The following is a 17,012-nucleotide window of genomic DNA, read 5'->3' on the forward strand; positions in this document are numbered from 1 at the left end:
GGCCTGGCGTTGGGTCACACCACCCGAGTCAGCACCTTTTCATCCCGGAACCAGCCATCCAGGTTGGCGACCATCAAGTCCGCCATCGCGCGGCGGGTTTCGTGCGTGCCGCTGGCGATGTGCGGCAGCAGCACCACGTTGTCCATCGCGTTCAGCGCGGCCGGCGTTGCCGGTTCGTGCTCGAACACGTCTAGGCCCGCGCCGGCGATGCGTTTGTCCTGCAAGGCGCTGACCAGCGCGATTTCGTCCACGACCGTGCCGCGCGCGATGTTGATCAGCCAGCCCTGGGGCCCCAGCGCGTCCAGCACTTCCGCATTCACCAGGTGGCGGGTCGCACTGCCTCCGGGCACGGCCAGCACCAGGAAATCGCATTCGGCCGCCAAGGACTTGATATCCGGGCAATAGCGGTAGCCGGCCGGGGCGTCGGCGCGCGGTTTGCGGCTGGTGTACAGGATTTCCATGTCGAAGGCCGCGGCGCGGCGGGCGATCTGCAGGCCGATGTTGCCCAGTCCGGCAATGCCACAGCGCTTGCCGCTCATGCGTGTGGCCAGCGGAAAGCCTTCGTTCGGCCAGCGGCCGGCACGCACGAAGCGGTCGGCCTCGACGATGCGGCGCGGCGCCGCCAGCATCAACGCCAGCGCCGTGTCGGCGACGCAAGCGTCCAGCACGCCGGGCGTGTTGGTGACGACCACCCCGCGTTCCTGGGCGGCTGCCAGGTCGATGGTGTCGTAGCCCACGCCAAAGCTGAAAATGCCCTCCAGCGCGGGCAAGGCGTCGATCAGTTCGCGGGTGGCGCCGAAGCGGCCGCTGGTGGCGATGCCGCGAATGGACGGCCCCTGTTCGCGCAGCAGCGCGGCGGGATCGGCGGCTTCCCACAGGCGGTGGACGCGATAGCGGGATTCCAGATCGGCCACAAGCTCGGGTAGCAAGGGGCCGACCATCAGCAGGTGGGCGGAGGAGGCGGGCAGGGAATCTGTCATGGATACGGCTTATGAGAAAGGCCCGGTGACCGGGCCGGATGGGGATCAGTTCGTCTGGATATTGCGGGTCTTGATGATCTGCCCGTAGCGCGCGCGTTCGCTGGCGGCCAGCTCTTGCAACTGCTGCGGGGTGGAACCATGCGCGACCGCGCCTTGGGATTCCAGCTTGGCTTTCATGACGGGGTCGGCGGCAATCTCTCGGATCGCTTGCGACAGTTTGTCGATGACGGCGGGCGGGGTGCCGGCCGGCGCCAACACGGCTGTCCAGGATCCGGATTGCGCGTTCTTCACGCCAGCTTCATCAATGGTCGGCACGTCTGGCATGGCGGGCGACCGTGCGGCGCCTGTCACCGCCAGCGCCCGCAACTTGCCGCCTGTTACGTAGGGCATGGTTTCCAGCACCGAGGCGAACAGCATGTCCACGCGGCCCGCCATCAGGTCCGTCATGGCCGGGCCGCCGCCTTTGTATGGCACATGCATCAGGTCCACGCCGGTGGCTTGCTGGAAGATTTCGGCGGACAGGTGCGGGGCGCCGCCTGTGCCGGAACTGGCAAACGTGTGCTTGCCGGGTTCGGCACGCGCCAGCGTTACCAGTTCGGCCACGTTCTTGGCCGGCAGCCCCGTGGGCACGACCAGCACGAAGGGCAGGTCCGAGAAAAGCGAAACGGGGGCGAAGGCCGTCGCCGGATCCGAGTGCAGCTTGTAGATCCACGGGTTGATGGCCAGCATCCCGGAATTGGCGAACAGCAAGGTGTAGCCGTCGGCCGGCGAACGCGCCACCAGATCTGCGGCGATCTGTCCGCCCGCGCCTGGGCGGTTGTCCACTACCACTGACGACGCCAGTTTGTCGCCCAGCGCGGCCGCCAGCAACCGGGCCGAAATGTCGGTGCCGCCGCCCGGTGAAAAGGGGACGATCAGATTGATCGGGCGCTCCGGGTACCCGGCGGCGCTGGCATTACAAGGCAACGCGGCGGTGGCGGCCAGGGCCAGCGCCGCGGCGATGAGCCGGACGCGTTGTCGCGCGATGGGGGTTGTCTCCATGTCTCTCTTCTCTTTTTGGTGTGGGAAGCGGCGTCTGCCGCGAAAAAACGTGCTGCGTAGGTACTCCTTTGGTTCCTGCGGGCCGGCGGGCGGCCTTGTCGCGGAGTATAGAAACGGCTGTTGATGGATAGCCGTTCGAGCTATAAATAGCATTGATCAATTCAAGAGTTGAATCGATGGAATTCCGTCAGCTGGAGTGTTTCATCGCCGTTGCCGAAGAACTGCACTTCGGCCGTGCGGCCGAACGGCTATGCATGACGCAGCCGCCGCTGTCCCGGCAGATCCAGTTGCTGGAGCAGGATCTGGGCGTGACGCTGTTCGAACGCAATAGCCGGCAGGTACTGCTCAGCGCGGCAGGCAGGCGCTTCTTGCGCGATGCGCGGCACTTGCTGGAATTCTCGGCGCGCGCTGCTGCCACCGCGCGGCGTACATCCGGGGGCGAGGCCGGGCACATCACGCTGGGTTTCACCGCGGTCGCGTCGTATCGGCTGATGCCGTCGCTGATCATGCAGGCGCGCAAGCTGCTGGCCGGCGTTGAAATCCAGCTTCGCGAAACGGTCAGCACTGATCTGGCGCGCCTGCTGCTGGCGCGCGAACTGGACGCCATCCTTGCGCGTAGCGTGCCGCAACAGGCCGGCATCGAATCGCGGCTGGTCGAACGCGAGCCCCTGGTGCTGGCGTTGCCCGCAGGCTCCCCTTTGTGCGAACACGACACCGTGCCGTTGCGCCTGTTGCAGGGCCAGCCTTTCGTGCTGTATTCGCCCCGGGAAGGCAAGTACTTCTATGACCGTATCGTGGGCGCGTTCGGGCTGGCCGACGTGCAGCCGGACTACGTTCAGCGCGCAGGGCAGACGCACACCTTGCTGGCGCTGGTGCGGGCGGGTTTGGGCGCGGGCATCGTGCCGGATTCGGCGCGGGAACTGCGGTTTGAAGGCGTGGAGTTCCGGCCGATCGGCCAGCGAGATTTATACGCGGACATGTATCTGGCCTGGCACGCGCAGCATGACAACCCCGCGCTGGACGCGTTCCTGCAGCGGGTGGCGGGCGTCGCGGCCAAGTGAGTAAACCGGGCGGCCGCGACGGCGGCCGTCACATCTGCATTTTCTTCTTGCCCAGCAAGGTCAGCGCCAGGCTTCTGCCTGTGCGCATGAAGGGGTAGAGCGCCGTCGACAGGCAGGGGTTGCGGAAGACGGCGGCGTTCACGCTATTGAAGAAATCGTTGCCGGTGCTGATCAGCGCCAGCCGGTTGATGCAGTCGGCGCCCCAATAATCCTGGCCGTCCAGATGCAGCAGCATGCCCTGGTTCAGGTCGTACCCTTGTGCCTTGTAGGCCACCGCCAGGTCCGGGTGGTCGCGCATATTAAGCAGGTCGATCGGGCCCACGGCCTTCTGCAGTTGCAGCATCCGCACGTAGTTCGAGCAAAAGGGGCAGTCTCCGTCATACAGCAGGAAGTTCTTGGGCGTGGCTATGGGGCCCCCTATATTTTTGCGCGGGCGCGGGAATCCCGCCCGCCTATACGGATTAAAGCGCATTTCGTTCGTGATAAAAAAGTGCCCGACCCGTCGCGCTTGCGGCGCCCACATTCGACACTCAAAGGGATGTACTCCAGCATGACCACCGCAAAGATTCCCCTGGACCAGTTTCCGACGGTTTCGCTTGTCGGCGCACCGACGCCGATCCAAAGAATGGATCGTCTGGCCGCCGCCGTGCAGGGGCGCCTGCAAGGCGTGCAGCTCTACGTCAAGCGCGACGATTTCATGCCCTTGGGCGGGGGCGGGAACAAGCTGCGCAAGCTGGAATTCCTGTTGGGCGACGCCTTGGCCCATGGCGCCGATACCGTCATCACCGTGGGCGGACTGCAGTCGAATCATGCGCGCCTGACGGCGGCGGCCGCGGCGGTCACAGGCCTGGCCTGTGAACTGGTCCTGTCACGCGCCGTGCCCCGGGATGACGCGGAATACGAGTACAACGGCAACATGCTGCTGGACCCATTGTTCGGGGCCCGGGTCACCATCGCACCGGCAGGCACGGACAGTCTGACCGCGGCCCAGGCGCGCGCGGAAGCGCTGCGCGCCCAAGGTCGGCGCGTTGTCGTGCTTCCCACCGGCGGCTCGACACCGCTGGGCAGCCTGGGATACGTCAGCTGCGCCCAGGAAATCCTGAACCAGGAACGCGAACTCGGCGTGGAATTCTCGACCGTGGCGGTCGCCAACGGCAGCGGCGGGACGCAAGCCGGTCTGGTGACCGGCTTTTACGCGGCGGGCCGAGACCCCGGCCTGGTTCAGGGATATGGGGTTCTGGCCGTCGAAGCTCAGACCATCGCCACGACCCACGCCTTGGTGGCCGGCGCGTGCGAGCTGCTTGGGCTGGCGTCACCCGCCGTCTCCGCAATCCGCGTGAATGGATCGCATCGCGGTGAGCACTACGGGGCGGCCACATCGGCAATGCTGGACGCGGTCACGACCGTTGCCCGGTCCGAGGGCTGGTTGCTGGACCCCGTCTACAGCGGCAAGGCATTCGCGGGCTTGCTGGCCGATATCGAACAGGGCAAGTACGCGCCCGGCTCGAACGTGCTGTTCGTAATGACAGGCGGCCAGCCTGGCCTTTTCGCCTATCGCAGCGCCTTCGAGCCGACGCGGGCGACTGGCGCCAACCGCGGCTAGGCCTTCACGCTTCGGGCCCCGCACCGGGCAGGTCGGCCGACGCCTGTTGGCCGCGCTGCGTGGCCCCACGGTCCTGCGCCCGCCACCGCGCGCGCAATCCGGCGATCTGGCGCAACGCCTGCTGCGACATCTTCCACCAGCCGAACGGGCGCGGATCGGCCAGCATGCTCATGGCGCGGGCATAGTCCAGCGTCAGCCCCGGCGTCCAGGCCATGGTCATGGCGCGCTTGCGGATCTGCGAGGCCACCCAAAGCTCTGGCGTCAACAGCAGCCGGATCAGCACGCGCCATCCCGCCCGGCTGCCGTGCAGCCGGCCCACCACGCCGTCCAGCGCGGCATCAAGCGCCCGCGCCACCGAGCTTGAACAATTGCGGTGGGTCAGGTTGTAGGTGCTGTTCTGCCGGTACTCGTTCCAGAACGCGGCCAGTTTGTCGGGGTTGTAATTCCGGATGCGCACGCGCATGGTGGACGGGCACCAGGCCTTGGATTCGGTCGCATAGTCGGGTTGGTACACGCCGGGGATGTCGTTGTCGGGCGTCGCGCGCAACAGGTTGCCGAACTCATCGGGCGACCGGTCGATTTCTTCCTTGGGATACAGGCTGATATAGATGCCTTCCGGGGACTCCAAGGCGGCGTGGCCGGTGGAGATCACGCCGTTCACATCGACGGCCGCGATGTAGCGGTCAACGACGGGATAGTTGCGCGTTTGTGCCTTGGCCGAGCCGGACGGCGTCCAGACGTGGACGGTCAGCGCCCGCTCGGAATCGGCGGGCGGGCCGTCCCACACGGGCGACGCGGCCGCCGGCGCGGCCGGCAGGAAATCCGAAGAATCGTTGGCGGCGAAGGCCGGGTTCGAGGCCAGGTGCTTGACGCGCCGCGCCAGCCACAGCAGTTTCAGGCCCGCAATGGCCAGGAACAGGCCCAGGCAATACGGCACCGTGCCGACGTAATTGGTGGGGTAGGGCTGGAAGAAGAAAATGGCCAGCAGGATTTCGGCCACCCCTCCGGCGAAGGCGTAGCGCCAGCGGTCGTAGCGCACGACATAGGCGGCCAGGCATTGCAGAACCCCGTCCATCAGGAATAAGGCGCCAAAGATCATCGATAGCGCGAAGTGCCCGTGGTGGTGCCCGATCAGGATCAGCGTGCCCGCCAGCAGCACGAATACACCCTTGGTGTAGCGCAAGACACGCTGGCCGCCCACGCCGGAAGAGGCGATCAGCAGCGTGGCCAGTCCTTCAATAATAAACAGGACGGCAAAGGCATTCAAGGGGAAATAGAGCGCGTTGTCCAGCGCGTCGATGAAGACGCATATGCCAGCCGCCAGAAAGAATGCGCCGACTGCGAACAAGGCGCGCCAGCGTTTGCGCAGATAGGGGACTCCCAACAGCAGCAATACAAGTTGTGGCATGCCAGCGGTCCGGAAAGTGGTAGGCGGATAGGAGGTCAGAACTGCATGGTACCGAAACCCGGTTGATTCTGAACACGTTAATGCAATCCTTCAATGCGGTTTCCCATCCGATTCCGCAGTCCGCAGGGCCGCCGGGTAGCGTGCCCTGCAACGATTCGTCTTAATCGGGCGCTGGCCAGGCCAGGCCCATCGCGTAGGCGCGCACGTCCTGCGGCCACGTGGCAATGCACTGCGCAAAGCGCTCGCGGTCGTCTGCATAGAGCGCCCGGGTCGCGTCCTCGAAACTGGCCAGGTTGCCGGCCATGCTGGACATGAATCGGTAGGCGGCTTCCTGGCGCAGGCGCCGCTCATCCCGCGCCTCGTTGTCGCGGCGCGCCTGCTCGACCAGTTTGCGCAACGCCACCGAGGCGCCGCCGGGTTGCGCGCCCAGCCAGTCCCAGTGCCGGGGCAGCAGGGTGACTTCACGCGGCACGACGCCCAGCTTCGGCCGGCCGCGCCCGCGGGGCTGCGCATCCGCCGCATCGACAGCGTCGGCTTCGACGGCGGGCAAGTCGGCGGCAGGCGGCGGCGCATGGCGCGCGGCGATTTGCGCGTCGTCGCCGCGCAAGTCCAGGTCCGTCTGTTGGCCCGTGCCGTCCTGAAAGACCAGCACCGCCTCGCGGTCGGACGCATTCATGGCCCGTTTGACGGCCAGCGCCACGTCGGCCAGGTGCCCCGTGGCCAGGATGCGGTGGCCTTCGAAGGCGGTGTAGGAAAGGGGGGAGGCAGTGCTAGACATGGCGGTAGGGTTCCCGTGCCCGAGTGGAGTTAAGCTGGTGCGGATTATGATCCGGGTAAAAATATAAGTCAATATTGCCCGGGTAGAATTGTTCTTCGAGTGAGATTGTTCACTAGAAATCGGGGTCACATCACCAGTCGGGTTCGTTGCATTCGCTGACTTGCCAGACTGCAAAAATTCCGTACAAACCTAGGGTCAACACCTAGTCAAAACATGCAGGCGGCGTATAATCTTGCTTTGCGCCCGGAGTTACCCATGCGTCTCGTTCAAAAAGCGCTCACCTTCGACGATGTGTTGTTGGTGCCTGCGTATTCCGAGGTGTTGCCGCGCGACACCTCCCTGGCCACGCGCCTGACTCGCAATATCAGCCTGAATATCCCCCTTGTGTCCGCCGCCATGGACACCGTCACCGAATCGCGTCTGGCCATCGCCATGGCGCAAGAGGGCGGCATCGGGATCATTCACAAGAATTTGTCCGCCGATGCCCAAGCCCGTGAAGTGGCTCGTGTGAAGCGCCACGAATTCGGCATCGTGATCGATCCGGTCACCGTCACCCCCCAGATGAAAGTGCGCGACGCCATTGCGTTGCAGCGCCAGCATGGCATCTCGGGCCTGCCGGTGGTCGAAGGCCGCAAGCTGGTCGGCATCGTGACCAACCGCGATCTGCGTTTCGAAGAAAACCTGGATCAGCCCCTGCGCAACATCATGACGCCGCAGGAACGCTTGGTCACCATGAAGGAAGGCGCCACGCTGGATGAGGCGCAGGCCCTGATGCACAAGCACCGTCTGGAACGCGTGCTGATCGTGAACGACGGCTTTGAACTGCGTGGCCTGGCCACCGTCAAGGACATCGTCAAGAACACCGAACACCCGATGGCCAGCAAAGACGGCCAAGGCCAGTTGCGCGTTGGCGCAGCGGTTGGCGTGGGCGCCGGCACCGAAGAGCGCGTGGAAAAGCTGGTCGCGGCAGGCGTTGACGTCCTGATCGTCGACACGGCCCACGGCCACTCCAAGGGCGTGCTGGAAGGCGTGCGCTGGGTCAAGCAGAACTACCCCAAGGTTGAAGTCATCGGCGGCAACATCGCCACTGCCGCCGCTGCGCGTGCGCTGGTCGAGTACGGCGCCGACGGCGTCAAGGTCGGTATCGGCCCCGGCTCCATCTGCACCACGCGTATCGTGGCGGGTGTGGGCGTGCCGCAGATCCATGCCATTTCCGAAGTCGCCAAGGCGCTGGAAGGCACGGGCGTTCCGCTGATCGCCGACGGCGGCATCCGCTACTCGGGCGACGTCGCCAAGGCGCTGGCCGCCGGCGCATTCGCCTGCATGATGGGCGGCATGTTCGCCGGTACGGAAGAAGCACCGGGCGAAGTCGTGCTGTTCCAAGGCCGCTCGTACAAGTCGTACCGCGGCATGGGCAGCCTGGGCGCCATGACGGACGGCTCGGCCGACCGCTACTTCCAAGACCCGTCCAACAACGCCGACAAGCTGGTTCCGGAAGGCATCGAAGGCCGCGTCCCCTACAAGGGCAGCGTCCTGGCCATCATCTTCCAACTGGTCGGTGGCATCCGCGCCTCGATGGGCTACTGCGGCGCCGCAACCATTGACGACATGCGCACCAAGGCCGAATTCGTGGAAATCACCTCTGCTGGTGTCCGCGAGTCCCACGTGCACGACGTGCAGATCACCAAGGAAGCGCCTAACTACCGCGCCGACTGATCTACACAGTCAACTACAATGTCATGCATTACGCACCGGCAGAATCGCAAAATCTTGTAGCGGTTCTGCCGGTGCGGTTTTATTTCTAACGGGTAGAGTCTCCATGCACCAGCGCATCCTCATTCTTGACTACGGTTCGCAAGTCACCCAGCTGATCGCCCGCCGCGTGCGCGAAGCCGGCGTCTATTCTGAAGTCCACCCGGGCGACGTCGACGACGCCTTCGTGCGCGAACAGATGGCGCAAGGCCTGAAGGGCATCATCCTGTCGGGCAGCCACGCTTCCGCCTACGAAGAAGGCTCCATGCGCGTGCCGCACGCCGTGTTCGAGCTGGGCGTGCCTGTCCTGGGCATCTGCTACGGCATGCAGTCCATGGCGCAGCAACTGGGCGGCGTGGTCAGCTTCTCGGACCACCGCGAATTCGGCTACGCCGAAGTCCGCGCTCATGGCCACACCAAGCTGCTGGACGGATTGGCCGACTTCACCACGCCTGAAGGCCACGGCATGCTGAAGGTCTGGATGAGCCACGGCGACAAGGTCACCGAGCTGCCCCCGGGCTTCAAGCTGATGGCCTCCACGCCGTCGTGTCCCATCGCCGGCATGGCCGACGAAGACCGCCGCTTCTACGCTGTCCAGTTCCACCCCGAAGTCACGCACACCGTCCAAGGCAAGGCCCTGTTGGCCCGCTTCGTGAACGAGATCTGCGAATGCCAGGGCGACTGGAACATGCCCGACTACGTCGCCGAAGCCGTTGCCCGCATTCGCGAGCAAGTCGGCACCGACGAAGTCATCCTGGGCCTGTCCGGCGGCGTGGATTCCTCCGTTGCCGCGGCGCTGATCCACAAGGCCATCGGCGACCAGCTCACCTGCGTGTTCGTCGACCACGGCCTGCTGCGCCTGGACGAAGGCAAGCAGGTCATGCAGACCTTTGCCGAAAACATGGGCGTGAAGATCATTCACGTCGATGCCACCGCGCAATTCATGGGCAAACTGGCCGGCGTCGCCGACCCGGAAGCCAAGCGCAAGATCATCGGCCGCGAATTCGTCGAAGTGTTCCAGGAACAAGCCGGCAAGCAGCAAAGCGCCAAGTGGCTGGCCCAGGGCACGATCTACCCCGACGTCATCGAATCCGCTGGCGCCAAGACGGGCAAGGCCACCTCCATCAAGTCGCACCACAACGTGGGCGGCCTGCCGGACACGCTGAACCTGCAACTGCTGGAGCCGCTGCGCGAACTGTTCAAGGACGAAGTCCGCGAACTGGGCGTGGCCCTGGGCCTGCCGCCGCAGATGGTCTACCGCCACCCGTTCCCCGGCCCCGGCCTGGGCGTGCGGATCCTGGGCGAAGTGAAGCATGAATATGCCGAACTGCTGCGCCGCGCGGATGCGATCTTCATCGAAGAACTGCGCAACACCAAGGACGAAGCCAGCGGCCTGACCTGGTACGAGCTGACGTCGCAAGCGTTTGCCGTGTTCCTGCCGGTCAAGTCGGTGGGCGTGATGGGCGATGGCCGCACGTATGAATACGTGGTGGCCCTGCGTGCCGTACAGACCTTCGACTTCATGACCGCCGACTGGGCGCCGCTGCCGCATCCGCTGCTGGCTCGGGTTTCGTCGCGGATTATTAATGAAGTCCGCGGGATTAACCGGGTGGTGTACGACGTGTCGAGCAAGCCGCCGGCGACGATTGAGTGGGAGTGATCCTGCTGGTCGATTGAGGTAAATGAAAAGGGCGCTTCGGCGCTCTTTTTCATTGCGGAGAAAACAGTCGATTGTGTGGTTTGGGGGCGAGCCTGATTTCGCGGCCGATATCTGCGCTCGCATGTGTGATAAGCGTAGACACCATCGCTTCTGTAACCGCCGTTCATGTCTTCGCTTCGTCGAGCAGCCATTGAGCAAACGCTTGTATTGGCTCTCTGCTCAATCCGATGGGCTCGGGGAGGACGAGGCAGAAGGTTTTGGAAATGGTTTTTCCCTCTGGCCACGGGGCCACCAGATTGCTCAGCGGGGTTCCCGTCTCCTGGGAGTACTGAAGCCAAGCTTCCGGGTTCTGTCGTCGGTGCAAGCGCGGCAATTCCTCCAGTGTGGGTTGTCGTTTGCGTCCTGTCAGAAGTTCAGGATGGCAAACCGGAACCAGCACTTCATGCAACAGCGGGTGAGTCCGCATTCCCGTCCACGCTGGGTGCTCGAAATGGATAGCGGCATCAAATCCGCTTCCGGCCAGGACGAAGGGGTCCATGCGCTCGGCAAGATGCACAGTGATGTTCGGATGCTTCTGCTGAAATCTTGACAAGCGAGGAATGAGCCATCGCATCGCGAACGTCGGGATGGTGGCGATGTCTAGGCTCGCGCCATCATTAGGCTGCTCCATCAAGTACTGGCTGTCCCGATCCAGCCGGTCTAGCGATTCGCGAACCTGGACCGCGTAACGCTCTCCGTTGGGCACTCAATCGACGGTCACGGCCATCAGTGACGGATACCTTTGCGCAAATCTAAGTTTGCTCTCCAACATCGATCCTATGGAGGCGTCCAAGTTGCAGCAGGATGCAGGCGTGAGCGACCCAACCTCGATCTACATCAACTGTTACCTGGTGCAGGGAAGAGGGCGCACGATCCTCATCGACGCGGGAGCTGGTGGGTTCAAGCAATGGGGTGGAAAGTTGATAGCGAATCTTGCACTTGCTGGCATGCACCTTGGCGAGCTTGGGTTTGGCCACATCAAACGCAAAGGTACGCGCTACGAGATTCTCTATGAAGCTTAGCGGGCGGCAGTGATGTCTAGGATAGTAATCCCCCCCCACGCGGGCTCCATTCTGAGGGGAGTGCTTGCCGCAAGCGGCGCCACTCAGATCAGTACGGTCTCATACGACTGAATGTTGCAACTTGCTCTGAGTCGGTGGATAGCCAAACTTGCGTGAAAACGCACGAGAAAATGCCGCGGCACTTCCAAAGCCGACCCTTGCCGCCACCGCTTTGACGCTGCGGCCGGAGAGCAGTTGTGCGCGCCCCAACGCTAAACGCCATCCATTCAAATATGCGCCGGGCGACTGGCCAACGGTCTGTTTGAAGGCTGCAATGAATGGTCCGCGCGACATTTCCGATAGGACCATCAGATCCGCAATTTGCCAATTCCGCGCGGGATCATCGTGCATCGCAATGAGGCTGACGTGCAGCTTGGGATGGGCAAGCCCCGCCAGCAATCCTGCATCGACCGTACCAATTGCTATGGCTTTGCGGATCGCCAGAACCACAATGACCTCACACAACCTCGCCCGGATGGAACCTCCACCGCAGCGAGCAACGGTCACCTCGGCCACGATCAGTTTCGACAATTCAAGTAATTGCAAATCGTCAGCCAGCGAGAAACGCAACTCATCAGGTAAAGCACCGACGAGCGGATTGACATCGCCACCAAAGCTTATTTTCGTAGCAGCGCACAGCCCCGCTCCTGCCGGCAGCGTTGCGGTTGAGCGCGCTCGATAGAGCAAATGAGTGGGGTCACCCGAAGCCTCCATATCGACGATGAGGAGATTGGCCTCTTCTATTGATTCGCAATGCGTTGCGCTAAGAGAAAAGGCTTTTAGAAACGCCACCAGCCGATCATGCTTTCGCTCGATTTTGGAACTTTCGATCATGATTTTCCAAAAAATATTGATCATTAATCTTTTATCATGACATGCAGTGCTGCGCTAGCCGCGACTCAATCACAACGCACAAGAGACTATATGACTCAGCATTCCGCCCGAAAATTCGATGCCGCCCGCGCAGGAGAATATGCATCCCAGAGTCGGATCGCTCTTGCAGGTTATGACGCCTGCCATGAGCTTTCCGCCTGCATGCTGTCAGCCGCTCTGGGCGAAGGAGAACCCGCGCGAGTCTTGGTGATCGGTGCCGGGGGAACCGCGGGCGAAATCATTGCTGCCGCGCGCTTGGAGCCTGCATGGTCTTTTGTTGCTATCGATCCATCCCCTCCAATGCTGGAGCTGGCGCGCGCACACATGGACGACGCAGGCGTTTCAGATCGGGTGAAGACCGTTCTGGGTACCCTCGAAGACATCGATTCCACGCCGTCATTCGATGCAGCCATCATGATCGGAGTCTTGCATCACCTGGCCGGGGATGAGGCGAAGCAGGAAATTTTGACGCAGATTGCCGCGCGCTTGCTACCGGCTGCCCCCGTGGTCATCGCCGGAAATTATCGCCCTTATTCTTCGCAGCCCTTGCTTATGGCTGCCTGGGCAGCTCGTTGGCGAATGAACGGTGTGACACCTGAAGAAGTTCAGTCCAAGATGAACAAAATTCTGCATGGTGCAGAGCCGCCTCAATCGGAAGAAGCAGTGGTTGCTCTGCTTGAGAACGCTGGCTTCGTGAAACCTCTGCGCTTCTTTGCCAGCCTGTTCTGGGGGGCGTGGTTGGCACGACGAATTTCGGTCGCTGCGTGAACGGCTAGTGAAATTTTAGCGCGCGCTACCGACCCCAACGGCCTTCAAAGCCTTGTTAAGCATCCAGATAATGGAGGAAATCAGTGTATGAGCGGACAGACAATTTTCAACCGCGGCCTATTTGGTGCCGTTCTTGCAACTGGCCTGTTGGCGGCGGCACTTTCACGTGCTGATGCGGCGTCCATCGACCCCTCGATGGTGGGAACATGGAGCCTCGTCGCGGCGGATGTGCTGCATCCCGATGGTACGCGGGCACATGACTATGGCGCCAGTCCGAAGGGGATGCTGATGATCGACGCACAGGGACATTATTCACTGCAGATTTTCAAGGCGGAGCGTCCTCGGTTTGCTTCAGCGGACAAGGGCGCTGCAACACCCGCCGAGTACAAAGCGGCAGTCATGGGGTCCAGCACGCATTTCGGTACGATAAGCATCGATCCGGCCGACGCCACACTGACTTTTCGCATCGACCATGCATCCTTTCCCAATTGGGAAGGACAGCAACAAAAGCGGAGCTACGAGCTTAAAAATGGTGAATTGAGCTATCGCGTTGCCCCGCGTCCCAATGGGGATGTGCCGATTTCTGTATGGCGCAGAATCAAATAGCAATCAATTTTATGTTTGAAATGAGGAGCGCCGAGAGGCGCTCCTCGCGCTCTTTACGCGTATTGAGCCAATCCATGGCCCATGGACCAGTTTTCCACGGCAACCTCGACAATGTTCACGAACACATCCTCGGGCCGTAAACCAGGATTGTCGCCGAGCCGCTGTACGATGCACTGGTACAACGCCTTCTTCTGCGCCACGCTCCGCGTGGCGTTAGCGGTAATTTGGATGAATACCAGATCGTCACTGCGTGCCACATCTAGATAGGATTTACTGTATCGAAAGTCAGCAGATTCATGTTGCGCGACAGTCATGAACTGGTCATCCTCGGGCACGTCGAACGTTTCCCGCATCGCTTGATAAACGCCGTCGCAGAGTGCCTGCCGATAAGCGGGAGACTTCCCGGTACGCAGGGAAATTTGGACAAATGGCATGACGATTCCTTTTTTGTGATTGTCAAGAGACAACACCTTATGGTCTGTCAACCATTTGAACAAGATGTGGAAAGAGATAATAGAGATGAGCTTTTGAAATGAATGACCATCCTCTCGATATTGATGCTGTTCGGGCTTTTGTGCGTATTGCTGAATCTGGCAGCTTCACCCACGCGGCCGATAGCATGCGCATCACGCAGTCCGCAGTCAGCCTAAAACTTAAGCGCCTGGAGCAACGATTAGGCGCACGGCTCGTGGAGCGCACTCCTCGGCATGTCCAACTCTCTGCACATGGCGTTGCGTTTCTGGAGCAGGCAAGAGGTTTGCTGGACGCACATGATCGAGCGTTGAAATTGTGTGTGGGGGAGCGGCAGCGCTTGGCGATTGGGATCAGTGACCATGTCGCAGGGCCGGAGCTGCCAGCGCTGATCGCCCGTATGAACGCCCAAGTGCCTCAAGTATTGATCGAAATTCGCATTGCTTCGTCGGTTGACTTGCTGCAACGATTTGATCGGCGCGAGTTAGATGCCGCCATCGTGCGCCTGGATACAGGCCGCAACGATGGTGAATTAGTAACGGATGAACCCTTCGGTTGGTTTGCCGCGCCCGGTTGGCAGCATCGCACGGCAGAGCCATTGCCATTGGCTACGATGGCTGAGCCTTGCGGGGTGCGCGCAATGGCCGAACAGGCGCTCGACTTGGCGGGTATCCCCTGGAGGGAAGTATTTATCGGTGGCGGGGTTGCTGCAGTCGTTGCTGCGGTGATGGCAGGCCTGGGTGTGGCGGCGCTGGCCCCCCGCATGCTGCCATTCGGTGCGGAGGAGGTGGGCGGCAGGCTTCTGCTTCCTGAACTACCTCGTTTGCCGGTTCTACTGCATACAAGAACGCGCACAGGTCGGTTGCGCGATGCGCTGGATGCCCTGGCGGCTGAGTTCAGAAGCGTCGTTCGGGAATGATGGAAAAGGCGTCACCTTGCGGTGTGCTGCTATTGCGTTCGCGTTGATAAAAAATCAAATCGGAAAATGCTCGATGATGCTGCGCACTTGCATTAAAACCGAGAAAAGATCCTCCATAGGCACTGAGCTTAAACCCAACCGCAATGCGTGTGGTGCATGCGGAGTCGTCGAATAGGCAGTCGCTTTGGACACGGCGATGTTGCGGTCGGCAAGCGCGGTGGCGATCCGATCCATTCTCAATTCGGAAGGCAGTCGCAGCCATAGAAATAGAGAGGACGGGTGAGTAATGACGTCCATCCCATAAAAAACTTGGCGCGCGATGGTTTGTCTCTTAGATGCTTCCTGGCGCATTCTGTTTTCTTGTCGAGCAACGGTGCCGTCTGCGATCCAGCGTGTACCTATGGCCGTGATGAGACTCGGCAGGCTCCAGTAGTTGGCACGAATCGTTGCCTTGATAGGGATCCGGTAGCTCTCGGGTGTGACGACGAATCCGAAACGCAATCCGCTGGCCAAGCTCTTTGAGAGGCTTGCAATATAAAGCGTGCGTTCAGGCGCGAGCGTAACGAGTGCAGGAGGGGATTTCTTGGCCAGGTACGCGTAAGAAGCATCCTCGATTAGCAGACAATCGTGGTGCCGGGCAATATCCACCAAACGTTGGCGTTGACCGACTGTCAGTATCCAGCCCAGCGGGTTGTGCATGGTCGGCATAGCGTAGATAGCTCGTACTCGTTTGCGTTGACATAGCGTGTCGAGTGCATCTAGGTCTGGCCCCTTTGTGAGGCCGCGTACCGGTAGCAGCGCCAAGTGTTGAACTTGGGCCAGCATTTTGAATCCTGGGTAGGTCAGCGCATCGACGGCTACGGTATCGCCTGGGCTGAGTAAAGCGCGCGTGGTGACATCCAATCCCTGCTGAGCACCGTTCACCAAAAAAAGACCATCAGGCTCGGTCCGAATGCCGCGAGACTTGGCGAGGAAGTCGGCAACGATCTGTCTTTCGTGCCTTCGACCGCCAGGCGGCTGTTGGTGTAGCAAGGCGGCAAGATCGCCAGAGAGCGACAGTTCCCGCAAGGTCCTGCGCAACAGATCTCCCTGGCCTGGCCATGTCGGATGATTGAAGGAGAGATCTACGGCAGTGGCGCTTTGTCGAGCTTCGTCGCCGCCATCCCATTCGTGTCGTTGAGGACGGTCGCGCACGAAAGTGCCACGTCCCGTCTCGCCCACGACCAGCCCTATCGCTTTGAGGCGGGTGTACACCTTGCTCGCCGAGGCAATCGCAATGCCGTGCTGTGCGGCCAGTTGGCGATGGGTTGGCAGCAGAGTGCCTGGAGGTAGCTTGCCGCTGCGGATGTCGGCTGCCATGCCTTCAATCAGGCGGGAGATGGACGAAACCGGCATGAACCGTAATTAGGACAATTTTTTGATTGTCTTATTCTACGCTTTTAGACTTGTGGACGACATTAACGACAGGAAATTCTTATGACGAGCCGAGGTCAACATTTGCCCGTACTGGAGTACTTGCAGCGCCAATTGGACGGTTTGCTGGGGGAGGGCGACAGGACTCATATGCGCTACCCCACAGCCATTTCCCAGTTGTTGAAATTTCGCATTGTTTCGATTTCAGAAGCTGACGCCGAGATTGAACTCGATGCGGATGCTGCCATACACGGAAATCAGCAGGGAACCGTTCACGGTGGATTGCTATGCGAACTGGCAGACGCCGCCATCGGCACTGCACATTCCACTTTGATAAAGGAAGGCGAGAGCTTTACCAGCATTGATCTCAAGGCGTCATTCTTGCGTCCCGTGTGGCAGTCTCAGCTACGTGCCCATGCCTGGGCAACCCATCGCGGCAAGACAATCAGCCACTACCGGTGTGTGATCCGGCGTGAAGACGACAAGGTCGTGGCGAGCATTGAGAGCGCTGTGATGACGCTGCGAGATGAGCGCGCACGCGGACGGTGAAGGAAGCAGCGCGACGCCTACTGGCACCCC

Annotated in this window: 16 protein-coding genes and 2 pseudogenes; 9 read left to right on the forward strand and 9 right to left on the reverse strand. The window is 61.5% G+C overall.

Annotated elements, in window-relative coordinates:
* Positions 1-14 precede the first annotated feature (14 nt).
* The gene (locus CEY09_RS00130) at positions 15-980 is read right to left on the reverse strand and encodes a 2-hydroxyacid dehydrogenase (RefSeq protein WP_088587087.1); all 966 of its coding nucleotides are present in this window, start codon (positions 978-980) and stop codon (positions 15-17) included.
* Positions 981-1,025: 45 nt separating this feature from the next.
* The gene (locus CEY09_RS00135; protein WP_088587088.1) at positions 1,026-2,021 is read right to left on the reverse strand and encodes a Bug family tripartite tricarboxylate transporter substrate binding protein; all 996 of its coding nucleotides are present in this window, start codon (positions 2,019-2,021) and stop codon (positions 1,026-1,028) included.
* A gap of 176 nt (positions 2,022-2,197) precedes the next feature.
* Here CEY09_RS00135 and CEY09_RS00140 point away from each other — a divergent pair, with 176 nt between their 5' ends.
* Positions 2,198-3,082, forward strand: coding sequence for a LysR family transcriptional regulator (locus CEY09_RS00140; RefSeq protein ID WP_088587089.1), 885 nt, complete (start codon positions 2,198-2,200; stop codon positions 3,080-3,082).
* 28 nt (positions 3,083-3,110) lie between these two features.
* On the opposite strand, the gene CEY09_RS00145 is transcribed toward CEY09_RS00140, so the two are convergent.
* Positions 3,111-3,491: a DCC1-like thiol-disulfide oxidoreductase family protein gene (locus CEY09_RS00145; protein WP_088587572.1), complete on the reverse strand. Its 381-nt coding sequence runs from the start codon at positions 3,489-3,491 to the stop codon at positions 3,111-3,113.
* 141 nt (positions 3,492-3,632) lie between these two features.
* Here CEY09_RS00145 and CEY09_RS00150 point away from each other — a divergent pair, with 141 nt between their 5' ends.
* Entirely contained in the window at positions 3,633-4,685 is a 1,053-nt protein-coding gene (locus CEY09_RS00150) for a D-cysteine desulfhydrase family protein (protein WP_234818186.1), read from the forward strand.
* Between the two features lie 4 nt (positions 4,686-4,689).
* Here CEY09_RS00150 and CEY09_RS00155 read toward each other — a convergent pair whose 3' ends face one another.
* On the reverse strand, positions 4,690-6,093 hold the full coding sequence (locus CEY09_RS00155; protein WP_088587090.1) for an HdeD family acid-resistance protein: 1,404 nt from the start codon (positions 6,091-6,093) through the stop codon (positions 4,690-4,692).
* A gap of 160 nt (positions 6,094-6,253) precedes the next feature.
* Positions 6,254-6,871 carry a DUF2239 family protein gene (locus CEY09_RS00160; RefSeq protein WP_088587091.1) on the reverse strand — a complete coding sequence of 206 codons (618 nt, stop codon included), beginning with the start codon at positions 6,869-6,871 and terminating at the stop codon, positions 6,254-6,256.
* Between the two features lie 255 nt (positions 6,872-7,126).
* On the opposite strand from CEY09_RS00160, the gene guaB reads away from it, so the two are divergent.
* Together guaB and guaA are read left to right on the forward strand one after the other, a co-directional pair.
* Positions 7,127-8,587, forward strand: a complete 1,461-nt coding sequence (guaB, locus tag CEY09_RS00165) for an IMP dehydrogenase (protein ID WP_006224233.1) — start codon at positions 7,127-7,129, stop codon at positions 8,585-8,587.
* Positions 8,588-8,690: 103 nt separating this feature from the next.
* Positions 8,691-10,283 (forward strand): glutamine-hydrolyzing GMP synthase, encoded by a 1,593-nt coding sequence (guaA, locus tag CEY09_RS00170; RefSeq protein ID WP_006224234.1) that lies wholly within the window; start codon positions 8,691-8,693, stop codon positions 10,281-10,283.
* A gap of 163 nt (positions 10,284-10,446) precedes the next feature.
* On the opposite strand, the pseudogene CEY09_RS00175 reads toward guaA, so the two are convergent.
* A pseudogene (locus CEY09_RS00175) lies at positions 10,447-11,025 on the reverse strand (LysR substrate-binding domain-containing protein); the annotation flags it as partial.
* On the opposite strand from CEY09_RS00175, the pseudogene CEY09_RS00180 reads away from it, so the two are divergent.
* Positions 11,021-11,272: pseudogene (locus tag CEY09_RS00180) on the forward strand (MBL fold metallo-hydrolase); the annotation flags it as partial. The pseudogenes CEY09_RS00175 and CEY09_RS00180 overlap by 5 nt on opposite strands.
* A 171-nt stretch (positions 11,273-11,443) precedes the next feature.
* Here CEY09_RS00180 and CEY09_RS00185 read toward each other — a convergent pair.
* The gene (locus CEY09_RS00185) at positions 11,444-12,241 is read right to left on the reverse strand and encodes a helix-turn-helix domain-containing protein (RefSeq protein WP_234818188.1); all 798 of its coding nucleotides are present in this window, start codon (positions 12,239-12,241) and stop codon (positions 11,444-11,446) included.
* A gap of 66 nt (positions 12,242-12,307) precedes the next feature.
* Here CEY09_RS00185 and CEY09_RS00190 point away from each other — a divergent pair, with 66 nt between their 5' ends.
* Positions 12,308-13,024 (forward strand): class I SAM-dependent methyltransferase, encoded by a 717-nt coding sequence (locus CEY09_RS00190; RefSeq protein WP_088587092.1) that lies wholly within the window; start codon positions 12,308-12,310, stop codon positions 13,022-13,024.
* Positions 13,025-13,111: 87 nt separating this feature from the next.
* Complete coding sequence (locus CEY09_RS00195; RefSeq protein ID WP_088587093.1) at positions 13,112-13,630, forward strand: lipocalin-like domain-containing protein; 519 nt, start codon at positions 13,112-13,114, stop codon at positions 13,628-13,630.
* A 53-nt stretch (positions 13,631-13,683) separates the two neighbouring features.
* On the opposite strand, the gene CEY09_RS00200 is transcribed toward CEY09_RS00195, so the two are convergent.
* The gene (locus CEY09_RS00200) at positions 13,684-14,064 is read right to left on the reverse strand and encodes a tautomerase family protein (RefSeq protein WP_088587094.1); all 381 of its coding nucleotides are present in this window, start codon (positions 14,062-14,064) and stop codon (positions 13,684-13,686) included.
* A gap of 98 nt (positions 14,065-14,162) precedes the next feature.
* Between CEY09_RS00200 and CEY09_RS00205 the strand changes: the two genes are divergently transcribed.
* Positions 14,163-15,020, forward strand: coding sequence for a LysR family transcriptional regulator (locus CEY09_RS00205; protein ID WP_088587095.1), 858 nt, complete (start codon positions 14,163-14,165; stop codon positions 15,018-15,020).
* A 54-nt stretch (positions 15,021-15,074) separates the two neighbouring features.
* On the opposite strand, the gene CEY09_RS00210 is transcribed toward CEY09_RS00205, so the two are convergent.
* On the reverse strand, positions 15,075-16,415 hold the full coding sequence (locus CEY09_RS00210) for an aminotransferase-like domain-containing protein (RefSeq protein ID WP_088587096.1): 1,341 nt from the start codon (positions 16,413-16,415) through the stop codon (positions 15,075-15,077).
* Between the two features lie 81 nt (positions 16,416-16,496).
* Here CEY09_RS00210 and CEY09_RS00215 point away from each other — a divergent pair, with 81 nt between their 5' ends.
* The gene (locus CEY09_RS00215) at positions 16,497-16,982 is read left to right on the forward strand and encodes a PaaI family thioesterase (RefSeq protein ID WP_088587097.1); all 486 of its coding nucleotides are present in this window, start codon (positions 16,497-16,499) and stop codon (positions 16,980-16,982) included.
* Positions 16,983-17,012 lie beyond the last annotated feature (30 nt).

The sequence above is a fragment of the Achromobacter marplatensis genome (assembly GCF_002209535.1).
GTDB classification, from domain to species: Bacteria; Pseudomonadota; Gammaproteobacteria; order Burkholderiales; family Burkholderiaceae_B; genus Achromobacter; species Achromobacter marplatensis.

Excerpts from the sequence above, each read along its gene's own strand:
- CEY09_RS00130 (WP_088587087.1), bottom strand. The coding sequence starts at position 980 with ATGACAGATTCCCTGCCCGCCTCCTCCGCCCACCTGCTGATGGTCGGC.
- CEY09_RS00135 (WP_088587088.1), bottom strand. The coding sequence starts at position 2,021 with ATGGAGACAACCCCCATCGCGCGACAACGCGTCCGGCTCATCGCCGCG.
- CEY09_RS00140 (WP_088587089.1), top strand. The coding sequence starts at position 2,198 with ATGGAATTCCGTCAGCTGGAGTGTTTCATCGCCGTTGCCGAAGAACTG.
- CEY09_RS00150 (WP_234818186.1), top strand. The coding sequence starts at position 3,633 with ATGACCACCGCAAAGATTCCCCTGGACCAGTTTCCGACGGTTTCGCTT.
- CEY09_RS00155 (WP_088587090.1), bottom strand. The coding sequence starts at position 6,093 with ATGCCACAACTTGTATTGCTGCTGTTGGGAGTCCCCTATCTGCGCAAA.
- CEY09_RS00160 (WP_088587091.1), bottom strand. The coding sequence starts at position 6,871 with ATGTCTAGCACTGCCTCCCCCCTTTCCTACACCGCCTTCGAAGGCCAC.
- guaB (WP_006224233.1), top strand. The coding sequence starts at position 7,127 with ATGCGTCTCGTTCAAAAAGCGCTCACCTTCGACGATGTGTTGTTGGTG.
- guaA (WP_006224234.1), top strand. The coding sequence starts at position 8,691 with ATGCACCAGCGCATCCTCATTCTTGACTACGGTTCGCAAGTCACCCAG.
- CEY09_RS00185 (WP_234818188.1), bottom strand. The coding sequence starts at position 12,241 with ATGATCAATATTTTTTGGAAAATCATGATCGAAAGTTCCAAAATCGAG.
- CEY09_RS00190 (WP_088587092.1), top strand. The coding sequence starts at position 12,308 with ATGACTCAGCATTCCGCCCGAAAATTCGATGCCGCCCGCGCAGGAGAA.
- CEY09_RS00195 (WP_088587093.1), top strand. The coding sequence starts at position 13,112 with ATGAGCGGACAGACAATTTTCAACCGCGGCCTATTTGGTGCCGTTCTT.
- CEY09_RS00200 (WP_088587094.1), bottom strand. The coding sequence starts at position 14,064 with ATGCCATTTGTCCAAATTTCCCTGCGTACCGGGAAGTCTCCCGCTTAT.
- CEY09_RS00205 (WP_088587095.1), top strand. The coding sequence starts at position 14,163 with ATGAATGACCATCCTCTCGATATTGATGCTGTTCGGGCTTTTGTGCGT.
- CEY09_RS00210 (WP_088587096.1), bottom strand. The coding sequence starts at position 16,415 with ATGCCGGTTTCGTCCATCTCCCGCCTGATTGAAGGCATGGCAGCCGAC.
- CEY09_RS00215 (WP_088587097.1), top strand. The coding sequence starts at position 16,497 with ATGACGAGCCGAGGTCAACATTTGCCCGTACTGGAGTACTTGCAGCGC.